The 17,868-nt window shown below is 69.0% G+C and carries 19 protein-coding genes; 9 read left to right on the top strand and 10 right to left on the bottom strand.

All coding sequences use genetic code 11. The annotated features are described in order from the left end of the window. Positions 1-76: 76 nt before the first annotated feature. The 4 genes from IFJ75_RS03690 to IFJ75_RS03675 form a co-directional block, all read right to left on the bottom strand. The gene (locus IFJ75_RS03690) at positions 77-1,282 is read right to left on the bottom strand and encodes a TetR/AcrR family transcriptional regulator (protein ID WP_207871362.1); all 1,206 of its coding nucleotides are present in this window, start codon (positions 1,280-1,282) and stop codon (positions 77-79) included. A gap of 5 nt (positions 1,283-1,287) precedes the next feature. Next, positions 1,288-2,892 (bottom strand): carboxylesterase/lipase family protein, encoded by a 1,605-nt coding sequence (locus IFJ75_RS03685; protein WP_207871360.1) that lies wholly within the window; start codon positions 2,890-2,892, stop codon positions 1,288-1,290. Positions 2,893-2,903: 11 nt separating this feature from the next. Continuing rightward, positions 2,904-4,073 (bottom strand): pectate lyase, encoded by a 1,170-nt coding sequence (gene pelA / locus IFJ75_RS03680; RefSeq protein ID WP_207871358.1) that lies wholly within the window; start codon positions 4,071-4,073, stop codon positions 2,904-2,906. A gap of 118 nt (positions 4,074-4,191) precedes the next feature. Then, positions 4,192-5,316, bottom strand: coding sequence for a pectinesterase family protein (locus tag IFJ75_RS03675; RefSeq protein ID WP_207871355.1), 1,125 nt, complete (start codon positions 5,314-5,316; stop codon positions 4,192-4,194). A 345-nt stretch (positions 5,317-5,661) separates the two neighbouring features. On the opposite strand from IFJ75_RS03675, the gene IFJ75_RS03670 reads away from it, so the two are divergent. Next, a complete protein-coding gene (locus IFJ75_RS03670; protein WP_207871353.1) occupies positions 5,662-6,882 on the top strand; it encodes an NAD(P)/FAD-dependent oxidoreductase in 1,221 nt (406 codons plus the stop codon). A 143-nt stretch (positions 6,883-7,025) separates the two neighbouring features. Here the strand turns inward: IFJ75_RS03670 and IFJ75_RS03665 are convergent, their stop codons facing one another. Then, the gene (locus tag IFJ75_RS03665) at positions 7,026-7,790 is read right to left on the bottom strand and encodes a hypothetical protein (RefSeq protein WP_207871351.1); all 765 of its coding nucleotides are present in this window, start codon (positions 7,788-7,790) and stop codon (positions 7,026-7,028) included. Positions 7,791-7,881: 91 nt separating this feature from the next. Between IFJ75_RS03665 and IFJ75_RS03660 the strand changes: the two genes are divergently transcribed. Together IFJ75_RS03660 and IFJ75_RS03655 are read left to right on the top strand one after the other, a co-directional pair. After that, positions 7,882-8,484 (top strand): LOG family protein, encoded by a 603-nt coding sequence (locus IFJ75_RS03660; RefSeq protein ID WP_207871349.1) that lies wholly within the window; start codon positions 7,882-7,884, stop codon positions 8,482-8,484. 126 nt (positions 8,485-8,610) lie between these two features. Next, on the top strand, positions 8,611-8,904 hold the full coding sequence (locus IFJ75_RS03655) for a CC_3452 family protein (RefSeq protein ID WP_207871347.1): 294 nt from the start codon (positions 8,611-8,613) through the stop codon (positions 8,902-8,904). A gap of 67 nt (positions 8,905-8,971) precedes the next feature. On the opposite strand, the gene gltX is transcribed toward IFJ75_RS03655, so the two are convergent. Next, positions 8,972-10,306 (bottom strand): glutamate--tRNA ligase, encoded by a 1,335-nt coding sequence (gltX, locus tag IFJ75_RS03650; protein WP_207871346.1) that lies wholly within the window; start codon positions 10,304-10,306, stop codon positions 8,972-8,974. Between the two features lie 116 nt (positions 10,307-10,422). Here gltX and IFJ75_RS03645 point away from each other — a divergent pair, with 116 nt between their 5' ends. Continuing rightward, positions 10,423-10,686: a type II toxin-antitoxin system VapB family antitoxin gene (locus tag IFJ75_RS03645; protein ID WP_207871344.1), complete on the top strand. Its 264-nt coding sequence runs from the start codon at positions 10,423-10,425 to the stop codon at positions 10,684-10,686. Positions 10,687-10,688: 2 nt separating this feature from the next. Further along, positions 10,689-11,078, top strand: coding sequence for a type II toxin-antitoxin system VapC family toxin (locus IFJ75_RS03640; RefSeq protein ID WP_207871342.1), 390 nt, complete (start codon positions 10,689-10,691; stop codon positions 11,076-11,078). A gap of 18 nt (positions 11,079-11,096) precedes the next feature. Here the strand turns inward: IFJ75_RS03640 and dksA are convergent, their stop codons facing one another. Then, positions 11,097-11,531, bottom strand: coding sequence for an RNA polymerase-binding protein DksA (gene dksA / locus IFJ75_RS03635; RefSeq protein ID WP_207871340.1), 435 nt, complete (start codon positions 11,529-11,531; stop codon positions 11,097-11,099). 183 nt (positions 11,532-11,714) lie between these two features. Further along, positions 11,715-12,152 (bottom strand): flagellar assembly protein FliX, encoded by a 438-nt coding sequence (locus IFJ75_RS03630; protein WP_207871338.1) that lies wholly within the window; start codon positions 12,150-12,152, stop codon positions 11,715-11,717. A gap of 180 nt (positions 12,153-12,332) precedes the next feature. Here IFJ75_RS03630 and IFJ75_RS03625 point away from each other — a divergent pair, with 180 nt between their 5' ends. The 4 genes from IFJ75_RS03625 to IFJ75_RS03610 all read left to right on the top strand — a co-directional run bounded on the left by IFJ75_RS03625 (position 12,333) and on the right by IFJ75_RS03610 (position 15,894). After that, positions 12,333-13,448 (top strand): flagellar basal body P-ring protein FlgI, encoded by a 1,116-nt coding sequence (locus tag IFJ75_RS03625; protein ID WP_207871335.1) that lies wholly within the window; start codon positions 12,333-12,335, stop codon positions 13,446-13,448. A gap of 2 nt (positions 13,449-13,450) precedes the next feature. Continuing rightward, positions 13,451-13,789: a rod-binding protein gene (locus tag IFJ75_RS03620; RefSeq protein ID WP_207871334.1), complete on the top strand. Its 339-nt coding sequence runs from the start codon at positions 13,451-13,453 to the stop codon at positions 13,787-13,789. Continuing rightward, the gene (locus tag IFJ75_RS03615) at positions 13,786-14,223 is read left to right on the top strand and encodes a flagellar basal-body protein FlbY (RefSeq protein ID WP_207871332.1); all 438 of its coding nucleotides are present in this window, start codon (positions 13,786-13,788) and stop codon (positions 14,221-14,223) included. The genes IFJ75_RS03620 and IFJ75_RS03615 overlap by 4 nt, the downstream gene beginning before the upstream one ends. An 87-nt stretch (positions 14,224-14,310) precedes the next feature. Further along, positions 14,311-15,894 carry an EAL domain-containing protein gene (locus tag IFJ75_RS03610; RefSeq protein ID WP_207871331.1) on the top strand — a complete coding sequence of 528 codons (1,584 nt, stop codon included), beginning with the start codon at positions 14,311-14,313 and terminating at the stop codon, positions 15,892-15,894. 202 nt (positions 15,895-16,096) lie between these two features. Here IFJ75_RS03610 and IFJ75_RS03605 read toward each other — a convergent pair whose 3' ends face one another. Together IFJ75_RS03605 and IFJ75_RS19895 are read right to left on the bottom strand one after the other, a co-directional pair. Next, positions 16,097-17,629 (bottom strand): ABC-F family ATP-binding cassette domain-containing protein, encoded by a 1,533-nt coding sequence (locus tag IFJ75_RS03605; RefSeq protein WP_263973014.1) that lies wholly within the window; start codon positions 17,627-17,629, stop codon positions 16,097-16,099. A 67-nt stretch (positions 17,630-17,696) separates the two neighbouring features. After that, positions 17,697-17,825 carry a hypothetical protein gene (locus tag IFJ75_RS19895; protein ID WP_263973013.1) on the bottom strand — a complete coding sequence of 43 codons (129 nt, stop codon included), beginning with the start codon at positions 17,823-17,825 and terminating at the stop codon, positions 17,697-17,699. Positions 17,826-17,868: the final 43 nt, after the last annotated feature.

Raw genomic sequence — 17,868 nt, 5'->3', positions numbered from 1 at the left:
CCGATCATCGTTGAGGCCAGACGCCCGGCGACGCAAGGCGTCATACTGTCAGGCTTTGTTGCAATATCCGCCGATCTTAGGCCTCCAGACCGAACATCATCGGCCGGGCGTAGTCCGCCACCGCGCTGTCGGCGTCCAGATCCGGGGCCCAGCGCCACAGCTCGGCGGCGGCGTTGATCATGTCGTCCAGCATCCGGGCGGCCAGGGTCTGGTCCACCGCGCGGATTGAGCCGTCGATCATTCCGTTGGCGACCATCTGGCCGAAGCGGTCGCCGACCCGGCGGGTCGAGGTCGCGATGTCGGACCGCACTTCCTCCGGCGCGGCGCTGAGGGCGGTGTGGCGCAGCAACGGCCCCTGATCGGACAGCTGACGCCGGATCAGGGCCGCGACCGTCCGCGACAGCCTCTCCCAGCCCGTCACCTCCAGCGCGAAACCCGCGTCCTGGGCCCGGCGCACGATGCCGAAACTGCGTTCGAAACAGTCGCCGACCAGATCCGCCTTGGTGTCGAGGTGGTGGTAGAAGGAGCCCTTGGTCACCCCGAGCCGCGCCGAAATCTGGCTGACCGAGGCGCCCTGATAGCCCTTTTCGTTGAGCAGCCGGGTCGCGGCGCGCAAAAAGGCCTCGCGCGGTCCGTCATCTGATCCGGCGTCGAAGTCCAGCGGCTCGGGCGGCCAGGCGGCGTCCGCCGTCACGAGGCCGTTCAGCAGGATGTCCGCCGCCCGCGCCGCGATCCGGGGCAGGTCCTCCGGCTCGAACTCCCGCGCCCAGTGGGCTGCGCCAAAGACCACCGACAGCAGCAGATGCGCTCGCGCGTTGCGTCCCGACCGGGTGTCGCCCGCGCGCGGCGGCCCGATCAGCACCCGCCGCGCCCGCCGGAACAGGTTTTCGAAGGCGTCGAACACGGCCTCGGCCTGAGGCCCCGTCAGGGCGCTGAGGTCGCTGAAGCCGATCAGGTCCGGCGCCTGCCCCCGCGCCATCCGCGCCAGATGGTCGAAATGCAGATCCAGGAAGGCGCGGATCCGCCCCTCCCCCGCCTCCGTCGGCTCAACCGCATCCAGCAGACCGTCATAGGCCGCGATGGTCCGAAAGAAACAGGCCGCCGCCAGGTCGTCGCGGCGCGGGAAATAGTAGCTGACGCTGGTGTTGCTCAGGCCGATGCTGCGGGCGACGTCGATCAGGGTCGCCCCCTTCAGCCCCCGCGCCTTGAACAGCCGCGTGGCCTCGTCCAGGATCAGCCGGCGCTTGCTCTCGAAGCGCGTGGAGACGACGGCGTCGGTCATCGCCCCTAGGTGCCGGGTTGCCGATAGGGGATCAGTCCGACCAACCGCCGCTCCTCGCCGCGCGGATCGGGCGTGGCCCGGCTGACGGTGTCCCACTGCATGGTCACCCGCCCCGGCGAGTCATACTTCGGCCAGTCCGGAACCCCCGCCCCGTTCGGATTTCCCGTGCGGGCGAAGTTCAGCAGGGCGGTCGACATGGTCTCGGCCAGGGCCAGGGTATCCTCCCCGCCCCCCGTCATGGTCGGCATTTCACGGGTGTTGCGGAAGTAGAAGGGGATGTCGGCGCAGTGGGGCGCGCCCCATTTGCCGCCCATGGCCGGGCTCTTCCAGTCGAACTGATAGACCCAGGTCGAGGCGCCCGGCTGCACCGCCCGCCGGTCCGCCTGGATGATTTGGGCCCGCCACGAGCGCAGGGCCGTGGTCGCGGCGAAGAAGACCTCGGACGGCGAATAGGCCGGGTATTTGTCGCGATACCAGGCGGTCACCGCCTCCGGCGACATCTGGCCCATGTAGGACTGGATTGCCCGGGTCAGTTTCGCGGGTACATCCTCCCACTTCAGGTCGAACAGGGCCGGGTCGGAGGGGCCGATCAGCAGCCGGGTCTCATCATGGGTATTGCCCATGATCAGGGGCACATCGGCCGACAGGGGCGTGGCGTCGGGCTCGAACGGGTGGCGCGTCAGGCTGCGCCCGTCCAGCACCGGACCGTAGTAGACACCGCGGCTCGCCGCGATCAGCTGGTCCCTGGTCAGTCGCTTGAGCTCGGCGGGGGTCGAGACTCCGGCCTGGGTCAGGATCTTGCGCGCCGTCTCGGTCGCCATCTCGGGCGGGGTGACCGTGACCTGCTGGCCGCTCATGGTCATGACCCGGTGGAACAGGCCGCGCGCCGCCGGCATGGCCATCAGCACCGAGCATTTGGCCCCGCCGCCCGACTGGCCCCAGATGGTGACGCAGTCCGGATCGCCCCCGAACGCCGCGATATTGTCCCTGACCCACTGCAGCATCAGGACGAGGTCGAGCATGCCGGTGTTGCCGGAGTCCGCGAACTCCCCACGCTCGGATTCTGGGCCCAATTCCGCCAGATACAGATAGCCGAAGCTGTTCAGCCGGTGGTTCATCGACACCACCACCGCATCCCCAAACGCCGCCAGATGGGTCCCGTCGTAGAGGTCGCTGTTGGCCGAGAAGTTGATGAAGCCGCCGCCGTGGATCCAGACCAGAACCGGCCGCCTCTTCCCGTCCAGACCGGGGGTCCAGACGTTCAGCTTCAGCATGTCCTCCGAGGTATCGTCGGTGGTGAAGGCGCGGTCGGGCAGATAGCCGCTGTTGGCCCCGCTGGCCGGCTGGGGCGCCATGGGCCCGAAGGCGGTGCAGGCTTTCACGCCGCGCCAGGATCGGGGCGGCTTCGGCGCCGCGAACCGGGTCTCGGCCGTGTCCGCGCCATAGGGAATGCCCTTGAAGCCGAGGATGTCGCCATTGCGATAGCCGCTGACGCGTCCGTGGGCGGTGCGGGCGATTGGCGCGCTCTGGGCCAAGGCCAGACCCGGCGCGGTCAGGGCGGCCGTGGCTCCGGCGGCGGCCAGCAGGCTGCGGCGATCGAGATCAGCCATCGGTCTCTTCCTCACTGTTGGGGATGGGCCTGACGCCATTGGGCGTAAGCCGTCAGCACCTGCGCCCCGGCCGGGCTGTACCAGCCATAGCCGCCGCGCCGCTCCTGCTCGACCTCGGCGAGGTCATAGCGGATGATCCCGTCGCGCCCGGCGAAGATCGGCCGGTTGGTCCCGATCTCATAATAGCGCGCCCACAGCGGCGGGGCGTCGGGGTCGGACCGCACCAGGCCGTCGCCGTTCTCGCGCACGAAACGGATACCGCTGAGCCGGCTCCGGTCGAACCAGTCGGCGCCCTCGCGGACCGCGCGCCGGACCTCGGGCGACGGATGGTCGAGGCTCATCAGCAGCAGCAGGACGCCGACACTCTCCCCGCCCGAGATGGCGACGGGCTCGAAGCGGCGGGCCGCGCGCGGCTCCAGCGTGACCTCGTCATACTGCTGGGCCCAGGCGGTGCGTTTGCCGTCGACGACGATCTGGGTCTTGAGGATGAAGTCGAGCGCCTTGTCGAAGGCTCCCTTCGCCGCCTGCCTGTCGGCCTCGGGCAGGCTGGCGAAATCGCCGCCGTTCGCGACCTCGCCCAGCAAGGTCATCACGTCCACGATCATGTCGTCATTGAAGGTGGCGTAGCGTTCATAGCCCTCAGGCGGCGGCACGGAATGGGGCCAGCCGCCGGTCGGGTATTGATACATCAGGATAAAACCCAGCCCCCGACGCACGGCGGCCAGATCCCTGGCGTCGCCGGTGGCGCGATACGCCCGGGCCAGAAACCGCATCTCGTTGACCGTCGCCTTGATCAGGGCGCCGTCGCTCCCCCACGGCCCCGCCTGCGCCGGGTCGCCCCGGTTGAGCTCGCGCGTGGTGTTCATCAGGGGCCAGCCGCCGGTCGAGTCCTGCCAGGACAGGATGTTGGCCGTCATCGTCAGCCCCTCGGGCGTGCGGTACCAGGCGTCCGGCTGCTGGCTCACCGTCTCCGCCCACCAGCCGGTCGGGCGGTTGGGATTGGCGATCCGCGCCTGGGCCTGGGCCCGCAACTGCTCGGGCGTCATGGTCGCGAGCGTGGCCTGATCAGGCGAGGCCGTTTGGGCCTGCGGTACGGGCGCGGCGGCCTGAGCCAGCGCCCCGCCCGCCCCCGCCACACTGGCAATGAGCGAGGCGGCGGCGAGCCCCTTCAGAACAGCCATGGCGTTTCCCCGGGCCATTTGTGTTTGTGGTATGTTTTTCTTTAGGGGTGCGCCCGTTGCATGCGGACGTCAAGAGGCCGCGACGCCGCTGGAAGATCCAGTTCGGGAAGGCGGTATGCTAGCGCAGGTCGCGGATCACGGCCGCGCGGGTGATCGCGGCAGCCTCGGAATCGCTCAGGGTCCGGCCTCGCGCGAAGGCCGCCGCGCCCGGCCCATAAGAGCCATGGGTGGAGAAGCGCACGTCCTCGGGCTGAAGCATGGTGCGCGGATTGCCGTCGCGGCCCGTGAACCACATCTCGGTCCAGCCCTCCGGCGCGATATGGTCGTCCATCCAGCAGTCGAGATAGCTGGCCGCCGCCACGAAGCGTGGATCGCCGTAGCGCCCGTCCGGGAAGGCCGTCGTCGGCCGCCAGGGCCGCCCGAGGAAGACCGAAGCCCTCGCCGTCCCCGCCTCCTTCGTCAGCCGGCAGCGATGAAAGACGAAGCCGAACGGCTGGTCGATCGGGGTGCTGGGCGCGACGATATAGCCCTGATCCAGCTTGTCCGTCGTCTCGCCCGGGCGCGGCCGCGACCGGATTTCGCAGCCCTCGAACCAGACCCGCCCCGCGCCGAAGATGAAGTCATAGCTGCCGACGATCAGGCAGCGCTCGAACAGGGCCGTCCCGACATTGGCGAACAGGGTGTCCTGATAGCCGAGGATGTCGCAGTCGCGGATCACGCTGCGCTCCGAGCCCCGGTCCAGCATCAGGGCCACGCCTTGCGGCCCCGCCCCGTCGTGCGAGCGCAGGCCGCCCAACTTCGTCATCTCCGCCAGGCCTTCGAAGGCGTTGTTGAGGGTCAGGTTTTCGGCGCGAAAATCCGCCGCCCGCACGAACAGGGTCGCCGACCGCGTCGTGCCCCAGTTCCGCCCGTCCGGTCCCGCCAGTCCCGAGGCGGCCAGATGGTTGATCACGGAGCCGGTCCGACTGGCCCCGATGAGACGCACGAACGGCTTGTCGACCACGACCTGACCCTCATGGATCCCCGGCCCGATCCAGATCCGGAACGGCCGCGCCCCGTCGGCCGGCGCCGCCGCGATGGCCGAGGTCAGGTCGGGATAGACGGCCGCGCCGGCGGGCGCCCTCCCCTGACTGGGCTTCACGACCGCCGCGTCGAAGCCCGCAGGCGCGGCCCGGGCGGCTGACGCCAGGCCGCTCGCGGCGAGCGCTCCGAGGATCAGACGGCGGGAAACGACGGAGGTCATCCAACTCTTCTACCAGACCCTGTTCCAGCGTCACCTTGACCGTGGCCCGGCGCCGGTCCGGCGCGAACCTGCCTGATCGGGCAGAAAAAAGGCCGCGTCCGAGGACGCGGCCATAAAAAGTTTATTTGGGAGGAAACGCCCAGGAAAGGGCATGACGCCGAAGCGTCGAAAGACAATCTATGTTGCGACGCACAATTTCGCAAGTGCGAACTGCGTATTTGAAACACTCAGTGTCCTAAAGTTACAAAGCCTGTTCGGGAGGCTCCCGCCCGTGGCGCCCGACCGCGAACCGTCTTACATAGGGCGGAAACCTCGCAGCCGCTTACGACAAGGCCCTGTTTCCACGTGGAAATTACCGAAGATACAAAGGTCCTGATCATCGGCGCGGGCCACGCGGGCGGCTCTGCGGCGGCCCTCCTTCGCCAGTACGGGTTCGCGGGGAAAATCGTCCTCGCCGGGACGGAAAACGCCCCGCCCTATCAGCGCCCGCCCCTGTCCAAGGCCTGGTTGAAGGGCGAGGCCGACCTCGACGCCCTGTTGCTGCGCCCCGAAAGCTTCTACGCCGAACAGCAGATCGACCTGCGCACCGGCGTCACCGCCAACGCCATCGACCCGGCCGGCAAGACCGTGACCTTCGAGGACGGCGCGGTCGAACCCTGGGACATTCTCATCCTCGCCACCGGATCGGTGGCCCGCAAACTGCCCATCCCCGGTGCCGACCGGCCCGAACTGATCGAGCTGCGCACGCTTGAGGACGCAGAACGGCTGAAAGCCGCCCTCGGTCCCGGCAAGCGCATGGCCGTGGTCGGCGGCGGCTATGTCGGGCTGGAGGCCGCCGCCTCGGCCCGCAAACTGGGCGCCGAGGTCGTGGTGCTGGAGCGGATGGACCGGGTGCTCCAGCGGGTGGCCTCCGAGACCCTGTCGACCTTCTTCACCGATCACCACCGCGCGCACGGCGTCGAGATCCGCACCGGCGCCGAGGTCTCGGGCTTCGAAGAGGGCGGCGTCCGCCTCGCCGACGGCGAGCTGATCCCCGCCGATGTCATCCTGGTGGGCGTGGGGGCAATGGCCTGCGACGCCCTGGCCGGCGCCGCCGGCCTGAGCTGCGACAACGGAGTCGTGGTGGACGAAGCCGCCCGCACCTCCAATCCCTCCATCTTCGCCATCGGCGACATGACCCATCGGCCGATCCCGGCCATGGGCGGTCGGGTCATGCGGCTGGAAAGCGTGCCCAACGCCCTGGAACAGGCCAAACAAGCGGCGAGCGCCATCACCGGCCGCCCGGCCCCGGCGCCAGAGGTTCCGTGGTTCTGGTCCGACCAGTATGAGATCAAGCTCCAGATCGCCGGCCTGCCCTTCGACGCCGACCGCCAGATCGTGCGCGGTGATCTCCCTGAGGGCCGTTTCGCCGTCTTCCACCTTGCCGGCGACAGGGTCGTCTGCGTCGAGGCCGTCAACGCCCCGCCCGAGTTCATGGCCGGCCGCCTGCTGATCGGCCGCGGCACCCCGGTCGATCCCGCCAAACTGGCCGATCCCGCCGTCTCGATGAAGGAGGTCGCGGCTTGATCGCGCCCGACCGACGTCCCGCAATCCGGGCAAGAAAAAAGCCCGACGCGGGCGCCGGGCTGAAGAAGTTCGGTGATGGTGGTGTCCCCAAAAAGAAGACGATTCCTCCATCGGCCGTTTTGCTTAACGCGGGGTAAACGCCCTCAACCCGCCGGGAACCAGCTGCCCTGACGCGAGCGCGGCGGCACCGGCCAGGACACCGACCAGCCCTGCGGGTTGGAGACCATCGCCAGACCGTCTCCGCCACCGGCGCCCCCCCCGGCGCCGAGCGCCGGTCCGGGATAGGCATAGCGCCGCCCGGCCACCACGATCTCCGCCGCCCCGGCGCCCTCATTGGTCAGGACCAGACTCCAGCGCCCATCCGCCCCGACACGGACCTGCGTCGGCGCTCGCCCGGCGACCGAGACCGCGACACTCGAGCCCGCCGTCGCACGGCCCGAGGCCAGCAAGGCATGACCGTCGCTGTCGACCACGTCCAGCGGCCCGGCGGGGTCCAGCCGTTTCGTCGGGGCGCCGGGGCTCAGCAGGGCCGTCGGCCCGGCGGGGTCGTGCGACACCAGCATCCGATAGGGCGCGGGCGAGGCGTCCTGGCCGTCCTGGGTCTCGACCAGGAACAGGGTGTCATTGGCGGGCGAGCGCACCTGAAGATCGAACCGTCCGTTGGCGTCGGCGCCCACCGCATAGGCCGTGCCCCCCGCGGCGCGCAGCACCACCCGCCCCTGGGGCGCGGCCCGCCCCCGGACGGTCAGGCCCGCGGCGGTGCGTTCGACGGCTTCGATCTGCGGCGGCGTCACCCAGCCCGCGGCGGCTTGCGCCTCGGGCGCCCGGCCTTGCGGCGCGGGGGAGCAGGCGACGCCGCCGAGGCCAGCAAGAACTGTCATGCCGATGACGAAGATACGCCGTTTCATCCTGCTCGCCGTGTCTGTAGGACTGTCGGCCCAGATAGCCCGGCCCCGCATTGATTGTCTCGGCCTGTTATCCGCTTTCGTTCGAGGATTCATGTCCCTGCCCGCCACCGCCATCGCCCCCTTCGACGGCAAGTCCGTCTGCCTGTTCTGCGGCTCGGCCCCCGGCAACGATCCCGCCTACATCCAGGCCGCGACGGATTTCGGCGCGGCGACGGCCCGCGCCGGCTGGCGCCTGGTCTATGGCGGCGGCGGCGTCGGCCTGATGGGCGCCTCCGCACGCGCCGCGCATGAGGCCGGCGGCCGCGTCGTCGGCATCATGCCGGCCTTCCTGCGCAGCCGCGAACGGCTGTTCGACGACGTCGAGACCATCGTCGTCACCTCCATGCATGAGCGCAAGACGCTGATGTACGACCAGTCCGACGCCTTCGTCGTCGCCCCCGGCGGGGTCGGCACGCTCGAGGAGGTCATCGAGCTGTTGTCCTGGAAGCGGCTGGACCTGCACCACAAGCCGATCATCTTCCTGAACATCGACGGCTTCTGGCAGCCCCTGCTCGCCGTGCTGGAGGACAGCGTCGCCCGCGGCTTCAGCCCGCCCTCCTTCCTCCAGGCCTACAGCGTCGCCGACACGGTCGAGGACGCCATCGAGATGCTGGTCCGGGGCGATGCGCCTGTCGTGCAACATGATCAGAGATAACTGATCACCGATCATAAAAAAGTGCATCGCGCACGATTTCGCGCTTGACAGTTTTCTAATGAAACTGACATTGGCGTCTCAGGAGCGCATTTCCTGACGCTCCGACCCGTTCTTCGGAGACATCCCATGCGCGCTCTCGTGCTCGCGGCCGCCCTGTTCGCCGCCGCCCCTGCCCTGGCCGACACCCCGGCCACCAGCCTGACCCTCGCCGACGCCTCCAAGGCTCCGGCCGCCACCCTGATCATCGACGGCGCCTCGTGGCGCTGCGACGGCGCCTCGTGCACCGCCACGGGCGGCGCCAACCAGCCGGCCCCGCGCGCCTGCCGCCGCGTCGTGGCCCGCGTCGGTCAGGTCAGCGCCTTCTCCTACAAGGGCGTCGCCCTCAGCGCCGAACAACTGGCGACCTGCAACGCCGCTTAAGCCTCAAAGGCTTCAGCCCAACGATTTGAGAGCCGCCTGAAGCCTCGCTTCAGGCGGTTTTTCGCATTCAGGCCGTCTCGCCCTTCAGGCGCTGGATCATCCGCTCGCGGCCGATCAGCGGAACGATGGCCGCCATGTCCGGCCCATGCGGCTGGCCGGTCAGGATCAGCCGCAGCGGCATGAACAAGGCCTTGCCTTTGGCGCCGGTCTTGTCCTTGATCGCCGTCGTCCAGGCCGACCAGGCGGTCTCGTCGATGGTCTCGGGCAGCAGTTCCAGGGCGGCGGCTGCGAAGGCCGCGTCCTCGACCACCGGCGTCACCGGGCCCCGGACGATCTTGGCCAGCTCCACGACGTCGGCGAATTTCTGCAGGTTCGGGCGCACGACAGCCCAGAAGGCCTCGCCCAGATCGACGCCCAGGGCCTCGAGGCGCGGCTGGGCCGTCGCATAGTCCATGGCGTGCAGGGCCTGGGCGTTCAGACGGTCCAGATCGGCGGTGTCGTAGCGCGCCGGCGACCGGCCCATCTTGGTGAAGGCGAAGCTTTCGCCCAGAGCTTCGACCGAGGCGCCGACTTCCAGCGGATCAGAAGTGCCGATCCGGCCCAGATGGCTGGTGATGGCGATCGGCTCATAGCCCAGGTCGCGCATTTCGGAGATCGACAGCGAGCCCAGGCGCTTGGACAGGGCCGAGCCGTCCTCGCCGACCAGCAGCGGCATATGGGCGAAGCCGGGCGTGGGACCGCCCAGAGCTTCGAAGATCTCGATCTGGGCGCCCGTGTTGGTGACGTGGTCCTCGCCGCGGATCACGTGGGTGATGCCCATGTCGATGTCGTCGACCACCGACGGCAGGGTGTAGAGGAACAGGCCGTCCTCGCGGATCAGCACCGGGTCGGACATCGAGGCCGTGTCGACCTCGGCATGGCCGCGCGCCAGATCTTCCCAGGCGACGCGCTTGCCCTCCAGCTTGAAGCGCCAGTGCGGCTTGCGGCCCTCGGCCTCGAAGGCCGCCTTATCTTCATCGGTCAGGCTCAGGGCCGCGCGGTCGTAGATCGGCGGCAGGCCGCGAGCCAGTTGCACCTTGCGGCGGCGATCCAGCTCCTCGCCGGTCTCATAGGCGGGATACAGACGGCCCGAGGCCTTCAGCCGCGCGGCGGCCTCCTCATAGCGGTCGAAACGCTTGGACTGGTTGTAGCGCTCGTCCCAGAGCATCCCCAGCCAGGTCAGGTCGTCCTCGATCCCCTGTTCGAACTCGGCCGTCGAACGCGCCAGGTCGGTGTCGTCGATGCGCAGCACGAACGAACCGCCCTGCCCTTTCGCGAACATCCAGTTGACCAGAGCCGTGCGGACATTGCCGACGTGCAGCTTGCCGGTGGGCGACGGAGCGAAACGGACCTTGACGGACATGGGATGGGCGACCTTGAAAACGAGGCGCGTAGGTCGGTCACGGCGGTGGCGAAGTCAAGGCGTGGCTTGGGCGTGGCTTGGGATCAGACCCCCGTCATGATAGATTGCCCGCCGTCATGAACGCCCCCGTCCAGATCCGGAAGCCCGAAGTCGCGGAACGCCTGCGCGAACTCGCTCGCCTCGAAGGCAAGTCCATCACCGACCTGGTCGAGGAGATGGTGCGCGAGCGCGACGCGCGTCTGGTCGCTAGCCGGGAGGCGGACATCGCCGAACGTCGACGGGGGGTTGAGGAGGCGGTGAGGCGCTTCAACGCCCTGCCCGTCGTCGGGCCGTTGCTGACCGACGACGACTTCTACGACGACGACGGGATGCCGAAGTGATCGTGGTCGACGCTTCCGCTCTCGTCGCCATCCTGCTGAACGAGCCCGAAGCCGACGCCTTCAAGGAGTTTCTGCTGGCCGAGACCGACATCCGGCTTTCGCCCGTCGGATATTGGGAGGCGGCCACGCGACTGCGCGGCCTGCGGGGCGAACAAGGCGTCGCCGAGCTCGATATCGTCATCGAGCATCTGGCCGTCCGGATCACCGCGGCGACCGATCTGACGTCGCGCCTCGCCTGCGACGCGGAGAAGACGTTCGGCAAACGCACCCCGGCCAGGCTCAACATGGGCGACTGCTTCGCCTATGCCCTGGCACGGGAGCTGGACGCGCCCCTGCTCTACAAGGGCGCGGACTTCAACCAGACGGATATTCAGGCGGCTTTGATCGCTTGAAGCGGGCCGCCTGAACCCTCAGTCGTCGCGGTGGACGCGTTCGCGGCGCTCGTGGCGTTCCTGGGCCTCGACCGACAGGGTCGCCGTCGGGCGGGCTTCCAGTCGGCCCAGGCCGATCGGTTCGCCGGTGTCCTCGCAATAGCCGTACGAGCCGTCCTCGATCCGACGCAGGGCGTCCTCGATCTTGGAGATCAGCTTGCGCTGGCGGTCGCGGGTGCGAAGCTCCAGCGCCCGGTCGGATTCGGACGAGGCCCGATCGACAAGGTCCGGATGGTTCTCGGTCTCGGCCTTCAGATTGATGACCGTACCCTTGGACTCACGCAGGATATCATCCCGCCAGGCCATCAACTTGTGCTTGAAATAGGCCAGCTGCCGTTCGTTCATGAACGGCTCGTCGTCGGAAGGCCGGTACGCGACCGGCTCTTCGGCAGTTATGGACGCAACTGCGTTCATCGCACTCACGCTCTTCTACAAAACGCCCCCCTGTGGCGCAGACTGCCTTTAGGCGCACGCGAGAGTCGGGGCAACGCGGTTCGCGCGTCCGTGATCAGGGAAAACCCGCGCGACCGGGCCAGCGTGACATTTTGTCATCACAAGGCTCAGCCAGCAGGCGAAAACTTCAATGATTCGGAAGTTTTATGGTGCGTTGCGGCGAACTTCGGCCTTGGCCAGTTCAACCGCCGCGCGCAGATCGATCTGATCCAGCAGACCACTGAGACCCTCGTTTTGCGCTTCAGGTGTATCCTCGGGCCGCTCTTCGCGCAGCGACCGGCTCAGGCGCTCCAGGGCTTCGGCGTCATTGTCGCCGCCCAGCATCGCCAATTTGAGCTCGTCAAGCCGGTCCAGCAGGCCCCTTCCGCGCCGAATCGACCGACGCCGGCGCTCGGTCGCGCTCTCGACGCCCTGCAGGGCCATCAGGGCCGAGAGCCCTGCGACACCGCTTGCGCTGGAGGCCGAGGCCGCCGCCGTGGCGGGCGCCGAGCCCCCCGTCTGGGACAGGCTGAAGCCGCCCGCAGCCTTGGTGGAGCGGGCGCCGGACGACGACGTCGGGCCTGTGGGGCCGGTGACCTTCATGGGCAAACGCTCCGGAACATGGCTGATCCTCGCCGGATCACGGTGACTGTTTGGTTAACGGGCGGGCAGAATCTGCCGCCCTGAACGGCAAGCCTGACCATTCGATCATTGAAAACATTGAACTTTCAATTCGGCACGATCTTCGCATCGTGTTTCGGGTCACAGTCAGGATTACCCCCGATGTCGAAACGTCTTGCCGTCCTCTTCGCTCCCGTCCTGATCGGACTGGCCGCGCTGACGGGCGCGACCGCCGCCGACGCCCAGTCGCGGATCAAGGACATCGCCTCCATCGAGGGCGTTCGCTCCAACCAGCTGGTCGGCTACGGCCTGGTCGTCGGCCTGAACGGCACGGGCGACAGCCTTCGCAACTGCCCCTTCACCCGCCAGTCGCTGGAAGGGATGACCGAGCGCCTCGGCGTCAACATCCGCGGGGCAAACGCCAACTCCAAGAACATGGCGGCCATCATGGTGACGGCCGAGCTGCCGCCCTTCTCGACCCCCGGCTCGCGCATCGACGTCGCCGTCTCCAGCATGTGCGACGCCAAGAGCCTGCTGGGCGGCACCCTGCTGGTCACCAGCCTCCAGGGCGCGGACGGCGAAGTCTATGCGGTGGCGCAAGGCTCGGTTCAGACCGGCGCGGTCTCGGGCGGCGGCGCCTCGGGCTCCTCGGTGACGCGCGGCGTCCCCACCGCCGGCCGCATCGCCTCGGGCGCCACGGTCGAGCGTGAGACCGGCTTCAACCTCGATTCGATGCCCGAGGTTCGCCTGACCCTGCGCAATCCGGACTTCACCACGGCCCAGCGTATCGCCGCCGCCATCAACCAGTCCTTCCCCCAGTCGGCCCTGGCCGAGAACGGCTCGGTCGTCGCCCTGCGCGCCCCGGCCCAGTTGGGCATGGCGGGCTTCATCAGCCGCCTCGAGAACATCCCGGTCGCGGTCGACGCCCCGGCCAAGGTCATCATCGACGAGGTCAACGGCGTCATCGTCATGGGTGAGGCGGTCCGCATCTCCACCGTCGCGATCGCGCAGGGCAATCTGACCATCTCGGTGCAGGAGAACCCGCAGGTCAGCCAGCCGGCGCCCTTCAGCCAGGGCCAGACCGCCGTCGTCCCCTCCTCCACCGTCAATGTGGAAGAAGAGCTCGGCCGCGAGATGCGCATCGTCAACGGCTCGACCTCGCTCTCGACCCTGGTCAACGGCCTGAACGCCCTGGGCGTCTCGCCGCGCGACATGATCTCCATCCTCCAGGCCATCAAGTCGGCCGGCGCCCTCCAGGCTGAAATCGAGGTCATGTGAGCATGAGCGACCTCTCCGCCGTCTCCGCCCCCGCCGGCTTCCTGACCCCCGCCCCGACCGCCCCCACCGGCGCGGGCGCCGGCTCCACCATCAGCGACGCCCGCCGCGCCCAGATCAAGAAGACCGCCGAGGACTTCGAGGCCTCCTTCCTGTCGGAGATGCTCAAGCCGATGTTCCAGGGCCTGTCGACCGACGGCCCCTTCGGCGGCGGCGAAGCCGAGGGCACCTGGCGCAGCTTCATGATCGACGCCATGGCCAAACAGACGGTCAAGGCCGGCGGAATCGGCCTGAGCGGATCCATCATGTCTGAAATGCTCAAGATGCAGGAGGCCCGGCAATGACCGACGCCCACACCGCCACGTCCGCCGCCCGCCACCTGACCGAACTGACCGAGACCCTGACCGGCCGCCTCGAAGTCGAGACCCGCGCCTTCGCCGAACGTCGGCCCCAGGACGTCGTCGCCAGCCTGCCCGTCACCCAGGAACTGGCCAACCAGTACCGTCGCGAGTCGGCCCAAGTGAAGGCCAACCCGGCAATCCTGTCCGCCGCCCCGTCCAGCGAGCGCATCCGCCTGGTCAAGGCGACCGAGCGGTTCAACACCGTCCTGGCCAAGCACTCGGTCGCGGTCGAGGCCGCCCGGATCATCTCCGAAGGCCTGGTCCAGACCATCGCCGGAGAGGTCGCCGCCTCGCGCGCCATGGGCACGGGCTACGGCGCCTCGGGCCGGGCCACCGCCGGCGACGGCCGCGCCATCACCCTGAACCGCAGCGCCTGATAAAGCCGCTCAACGATCAGCGGTTTTCCTGCCGTTAACCCTGCCGATGCGGCGAAGCCTTAAGGCCTCGTCATCTAGGGTCGGGGTATGGAAATCCGCAAACGCCTCCTGGGATTCGCCTTCGCGTCGGCCGACCTGCTGGTCGAGCTGTCGCCGGATGGCCTCGTCGCCATGGCGCTCGGCATGGGCCCGGCTGTCGGCATGGGTCCGGAAGTCTTCCAGGGCCGGCCCTTCGCCGACCGTCTGGCGCCCGGCGGCGGCAAGATCCTGGCGCGCGCCATGGAGGTCCTCAAGCCCGGCGCCCGCACCAGCGCAGTGCCCCTGCTTCTGGCCTGCGGCGACGGCAAGGTCCGCCGCGCCACCTTCCGCGCCTTCATGCTGCCGGACCTGGCGCCGAACATCTCCTGCTCGATCAACTATGAGGGGCCGGTCTTCTCCAGCGTGCCGGACGAGGTCCCGCCGGTGCTCGATTCCGCCGGGTTCCTGGACACCGCCAAGGGGCTGCTCAGCGATCCGGACAGCGGGCCCTTCTCCGTCTCCTTCATCGACATCGGTGGCCTGTCAGCGCTCGGCTCCGACGCCCTGCGCGCCACGGCCCGCGTCGAGGCCACGCTGCAGTCCGCCTCCCTCGACGGCGCCACGGCCGCCCGTCTGACGCCCGAACGCTACGCCCTGCTGCGTGACCGCGACGACAAGCGCGATCTGGTCGGCGAGGTGCGCGAGGCCGTACGCAGCGAGGGGCTGGAGCTGTCTGTCACCGGCGCCACTTCGAACCTGCCGAACTGCCCGCCGGTCAACGCCCTGCGCGCCCTGCGCTTCACGGTCGAGGGCTGCCTGGCCGACGGCGGCCTCAACAATCCGGACGCCGCCTTCAACTCCGCCATGGCCCGCACCATGCAGGAGGCCGAGAGCTTCCGCGCCCTGGTCAAGGCCCGCGCCTTCCACCTGCATTACCAGCCGATCGTCGACCTCAAGACCGGCGCCGTGCACCATTTCGAGGCCCTGTCGCGCTTCAACGCCGACGCCAGCCCGGTCAACACCATCCGCATGGCCGAGGAGCTGGCCCTGATCGAGAGCTTCGATCTGGCCGTGGCCGAAAAGGCGCTGCAGCGGCTGCGCAAGCCGGGCTCGGGCCTGCTCAAGATCGCCATCAACGTCTCGGGCGCCTCCCTGGCCAGCGACGCCTATGTCGAGGCCCTGCTCAAGATGACGGCCGCCGCGCCGGACGAGCGCCGCCGCCTGATCGTCGAGATCACCGAGTCCGCCGCCCTGGCCGACATCGCCGCCGCCAACCGTCGCCTCGGCGCCCTGCGCGACGCCGGCATCAAACTGTGCATCGACGACTTCGGCGCCGGCGCCGCCTCGCTCGAATACATCCACGGCCTGTCGGTCGACACGGTCAAGATCGACGGCAAATTCATCCAGGGCCTGGACCGGGATCCCAAGGCGCGCACCGTCGTCAGCCATCTGGTCGAATTGTGCGGCTCGCTGAGCCTGACCACGATCGCCGAGTTCGTCGAGACAGAGTCCACCGCCGAAATCCTGCGCGGCCTCGGCGTCGACTACGCCCAGGGCTGGCTCTACGGCAAGGCCGAGGCCGAGCCCCGCACCATCCTGCAAACCTCCTCGGCGCCCGTCCGCCGCAAGGGCGCCGTCGCCAGCTGGGGTTGAGCCACCGTTCAGCTTGGCAGACGCCGGCCGGGGAAATCCCGGTCATTCAAGGCCCTGAGCGATCCCGGCGGCATTCGGCTAGGCATAGCCCGTGGCGGGCGTACAGTATTCGCCTCGGGTCTTTGACATCGCCGCCCGCCGGATGCACCCCGCTGCGCGCGAGTGCAAAGGCCATTCAGGGTTTTGTATTCAGAAACCGATTTTAGATCAAACGCGTATCGCCAATATCTAAGGAATGACTTCCGGCATTGCACTCGAGTGCAATGGTTTTTTCCACCTCCGCCCCGATCGCCGCAAGGAAGGCCGGGTCGTGGCTGACGACCAGCAGTGCGCCGTCCCAAGCCTGCAGCGCCGCCTCCACCCCCGTCACGGCGTCGAGGTCCAGATGGTTGGTCGGCTCGTCCAGAATCAACAGTTGACTAGGATTCTCGCCGCCCATCACACAGGCCAGCCCCGCCCTCAGCCGCTCGCCCCCGGACAGGGTCCCGACGACGCGGTCGCCCGCCGTGTTGCGGAACAGGAAGCGCGCCAGAGCCGCCCGCGCGGCGTTCGGCGTCGCCCCGGGGTTGAGCCTCAGGAAGGCCTCGACCACCGTCTCCTCCGGCCTCAGCAGGCTGGTCTCCTGATCCAGCAGCGCCGCCCGTACTGGCCGCTCGACCGTCCCCGCCGTCGGCTCCAGCAGGCCCGCCGCCAGCTTCAGCAGGGTCGTCTTCCCCGCCCCGTTCGGCCCGGTGATCGCCACCCGGCGCGGCCCGGTCAGGCTGAGATCGACCGGTCCGACGATGCGTCTTCCGTCGGGTGCATCCCAGGCCGCCCCGCTCATGGTCAGCACGGTCCGCCCCGCGGCCAGCCCGGTCGGCGGCAGCGGGATGGACAGCTCCCGCACCCGCTCGACCCGCGCCTGGGCCTCGCCCAGGGCCTGCTCCGCCGCCTCGGTCCGGCGTTCGGCCAGCCCGCTCTCGCGCGCGCCCGAGACCTCGGCCCGCTCGGCCATCATGCCCAGGACGATCTTCGGCGCCGAGCCGCTGGCGGCATAGGCCCGGCCCGCCCGGTCGCGCCGCGCCTTCTTCTCCGCCGCAACCCGGCCCTCGCGCGCGGCCCGGTCGACCTCGCGCTCGGCCGAAGCCAGATCCCGCCGGGCCGCCGCCCGCTCGGCCGCCTTCTGCTCGGCGTAGAGGTCGTAGTTCCCGCCATGGACGGCCGCGCCCAGGCTCGACAGCTCGACGATCCGGTCCATCCGGCGTAGCAGGTCGCGGTCGTGACTGACCACCACCGCCCCGCCCTTCCAGCGGCCCAGCACCTCGGCGACGATCTTGCGCGCATCCGCGTCCAGATGGTTGGTCGGCTCGTCCAGCAGCAGCAGGTCCGGCCGGGCGATCAGCAGCCCCGCCAGCCTCAGCCGCGTCAGCTCCCCGCCGCTGAGCCCCGAGGACAGCCGATCCAGCGCCAGTCCGGCCAAGCCGACCTGACCCAAGGCGTCCTCGATCCGCTCGCTCAACGTCCAATCGGCCTCGGCCAGATCCGCTTCGGTCCCCTCTCCGGCCAGCACCCGGTCCAGCACAGCCACGCCCGCCCCGACGCCGAGCGTCTCGGCCACGCGCTCGTGCGGTCCTGGTTCATGCCTCTGGTCCAGCATGCCCACAGTACCGGCGCGCGCGAGCGTCCCGCCGGACGGCGGATGCTCCCCCGCGAGGATGCGCAGAAGCGTGGACTTGCCCACGCCGTTGCGGCCCACCAGGCCGGTGCGCTCACGCCCGAAGGCGAGGCTCAGATTGTCGAAGAGACGGCGGCCGTCAGGCGTGTCAGCGCTGATGCGGTCCGCGATTGCGTACCCGGATGGGGACGCGCTTGGGCTTGGGGAGGTTCGAGACATAGACCGCGATCATGGCGACGAGGGAAAGGGCGGTGCCGATTTCCAGTGCGATGATCATGACGGTCGAGCCTCCTGAACAAACTCAGACAGGAAGGATGGCG

Origin of the sequence: Brevundimonas goettingensis, from assembly GCF_017487405.1 — a bacterium.
GTDB classification, from domain to species: Bacteria; Pseudomonadota; Alphaproteobacteria; order Caulobacterales; family Caulobacteraceae; genus Brevundimonas; species Brevundimonas goettingensis.
The sequence above is the reverse complement of the archived record's forward strand: the minus strand, read 5'-3'. Positions and strand labels throughout refer to the sequence as shown.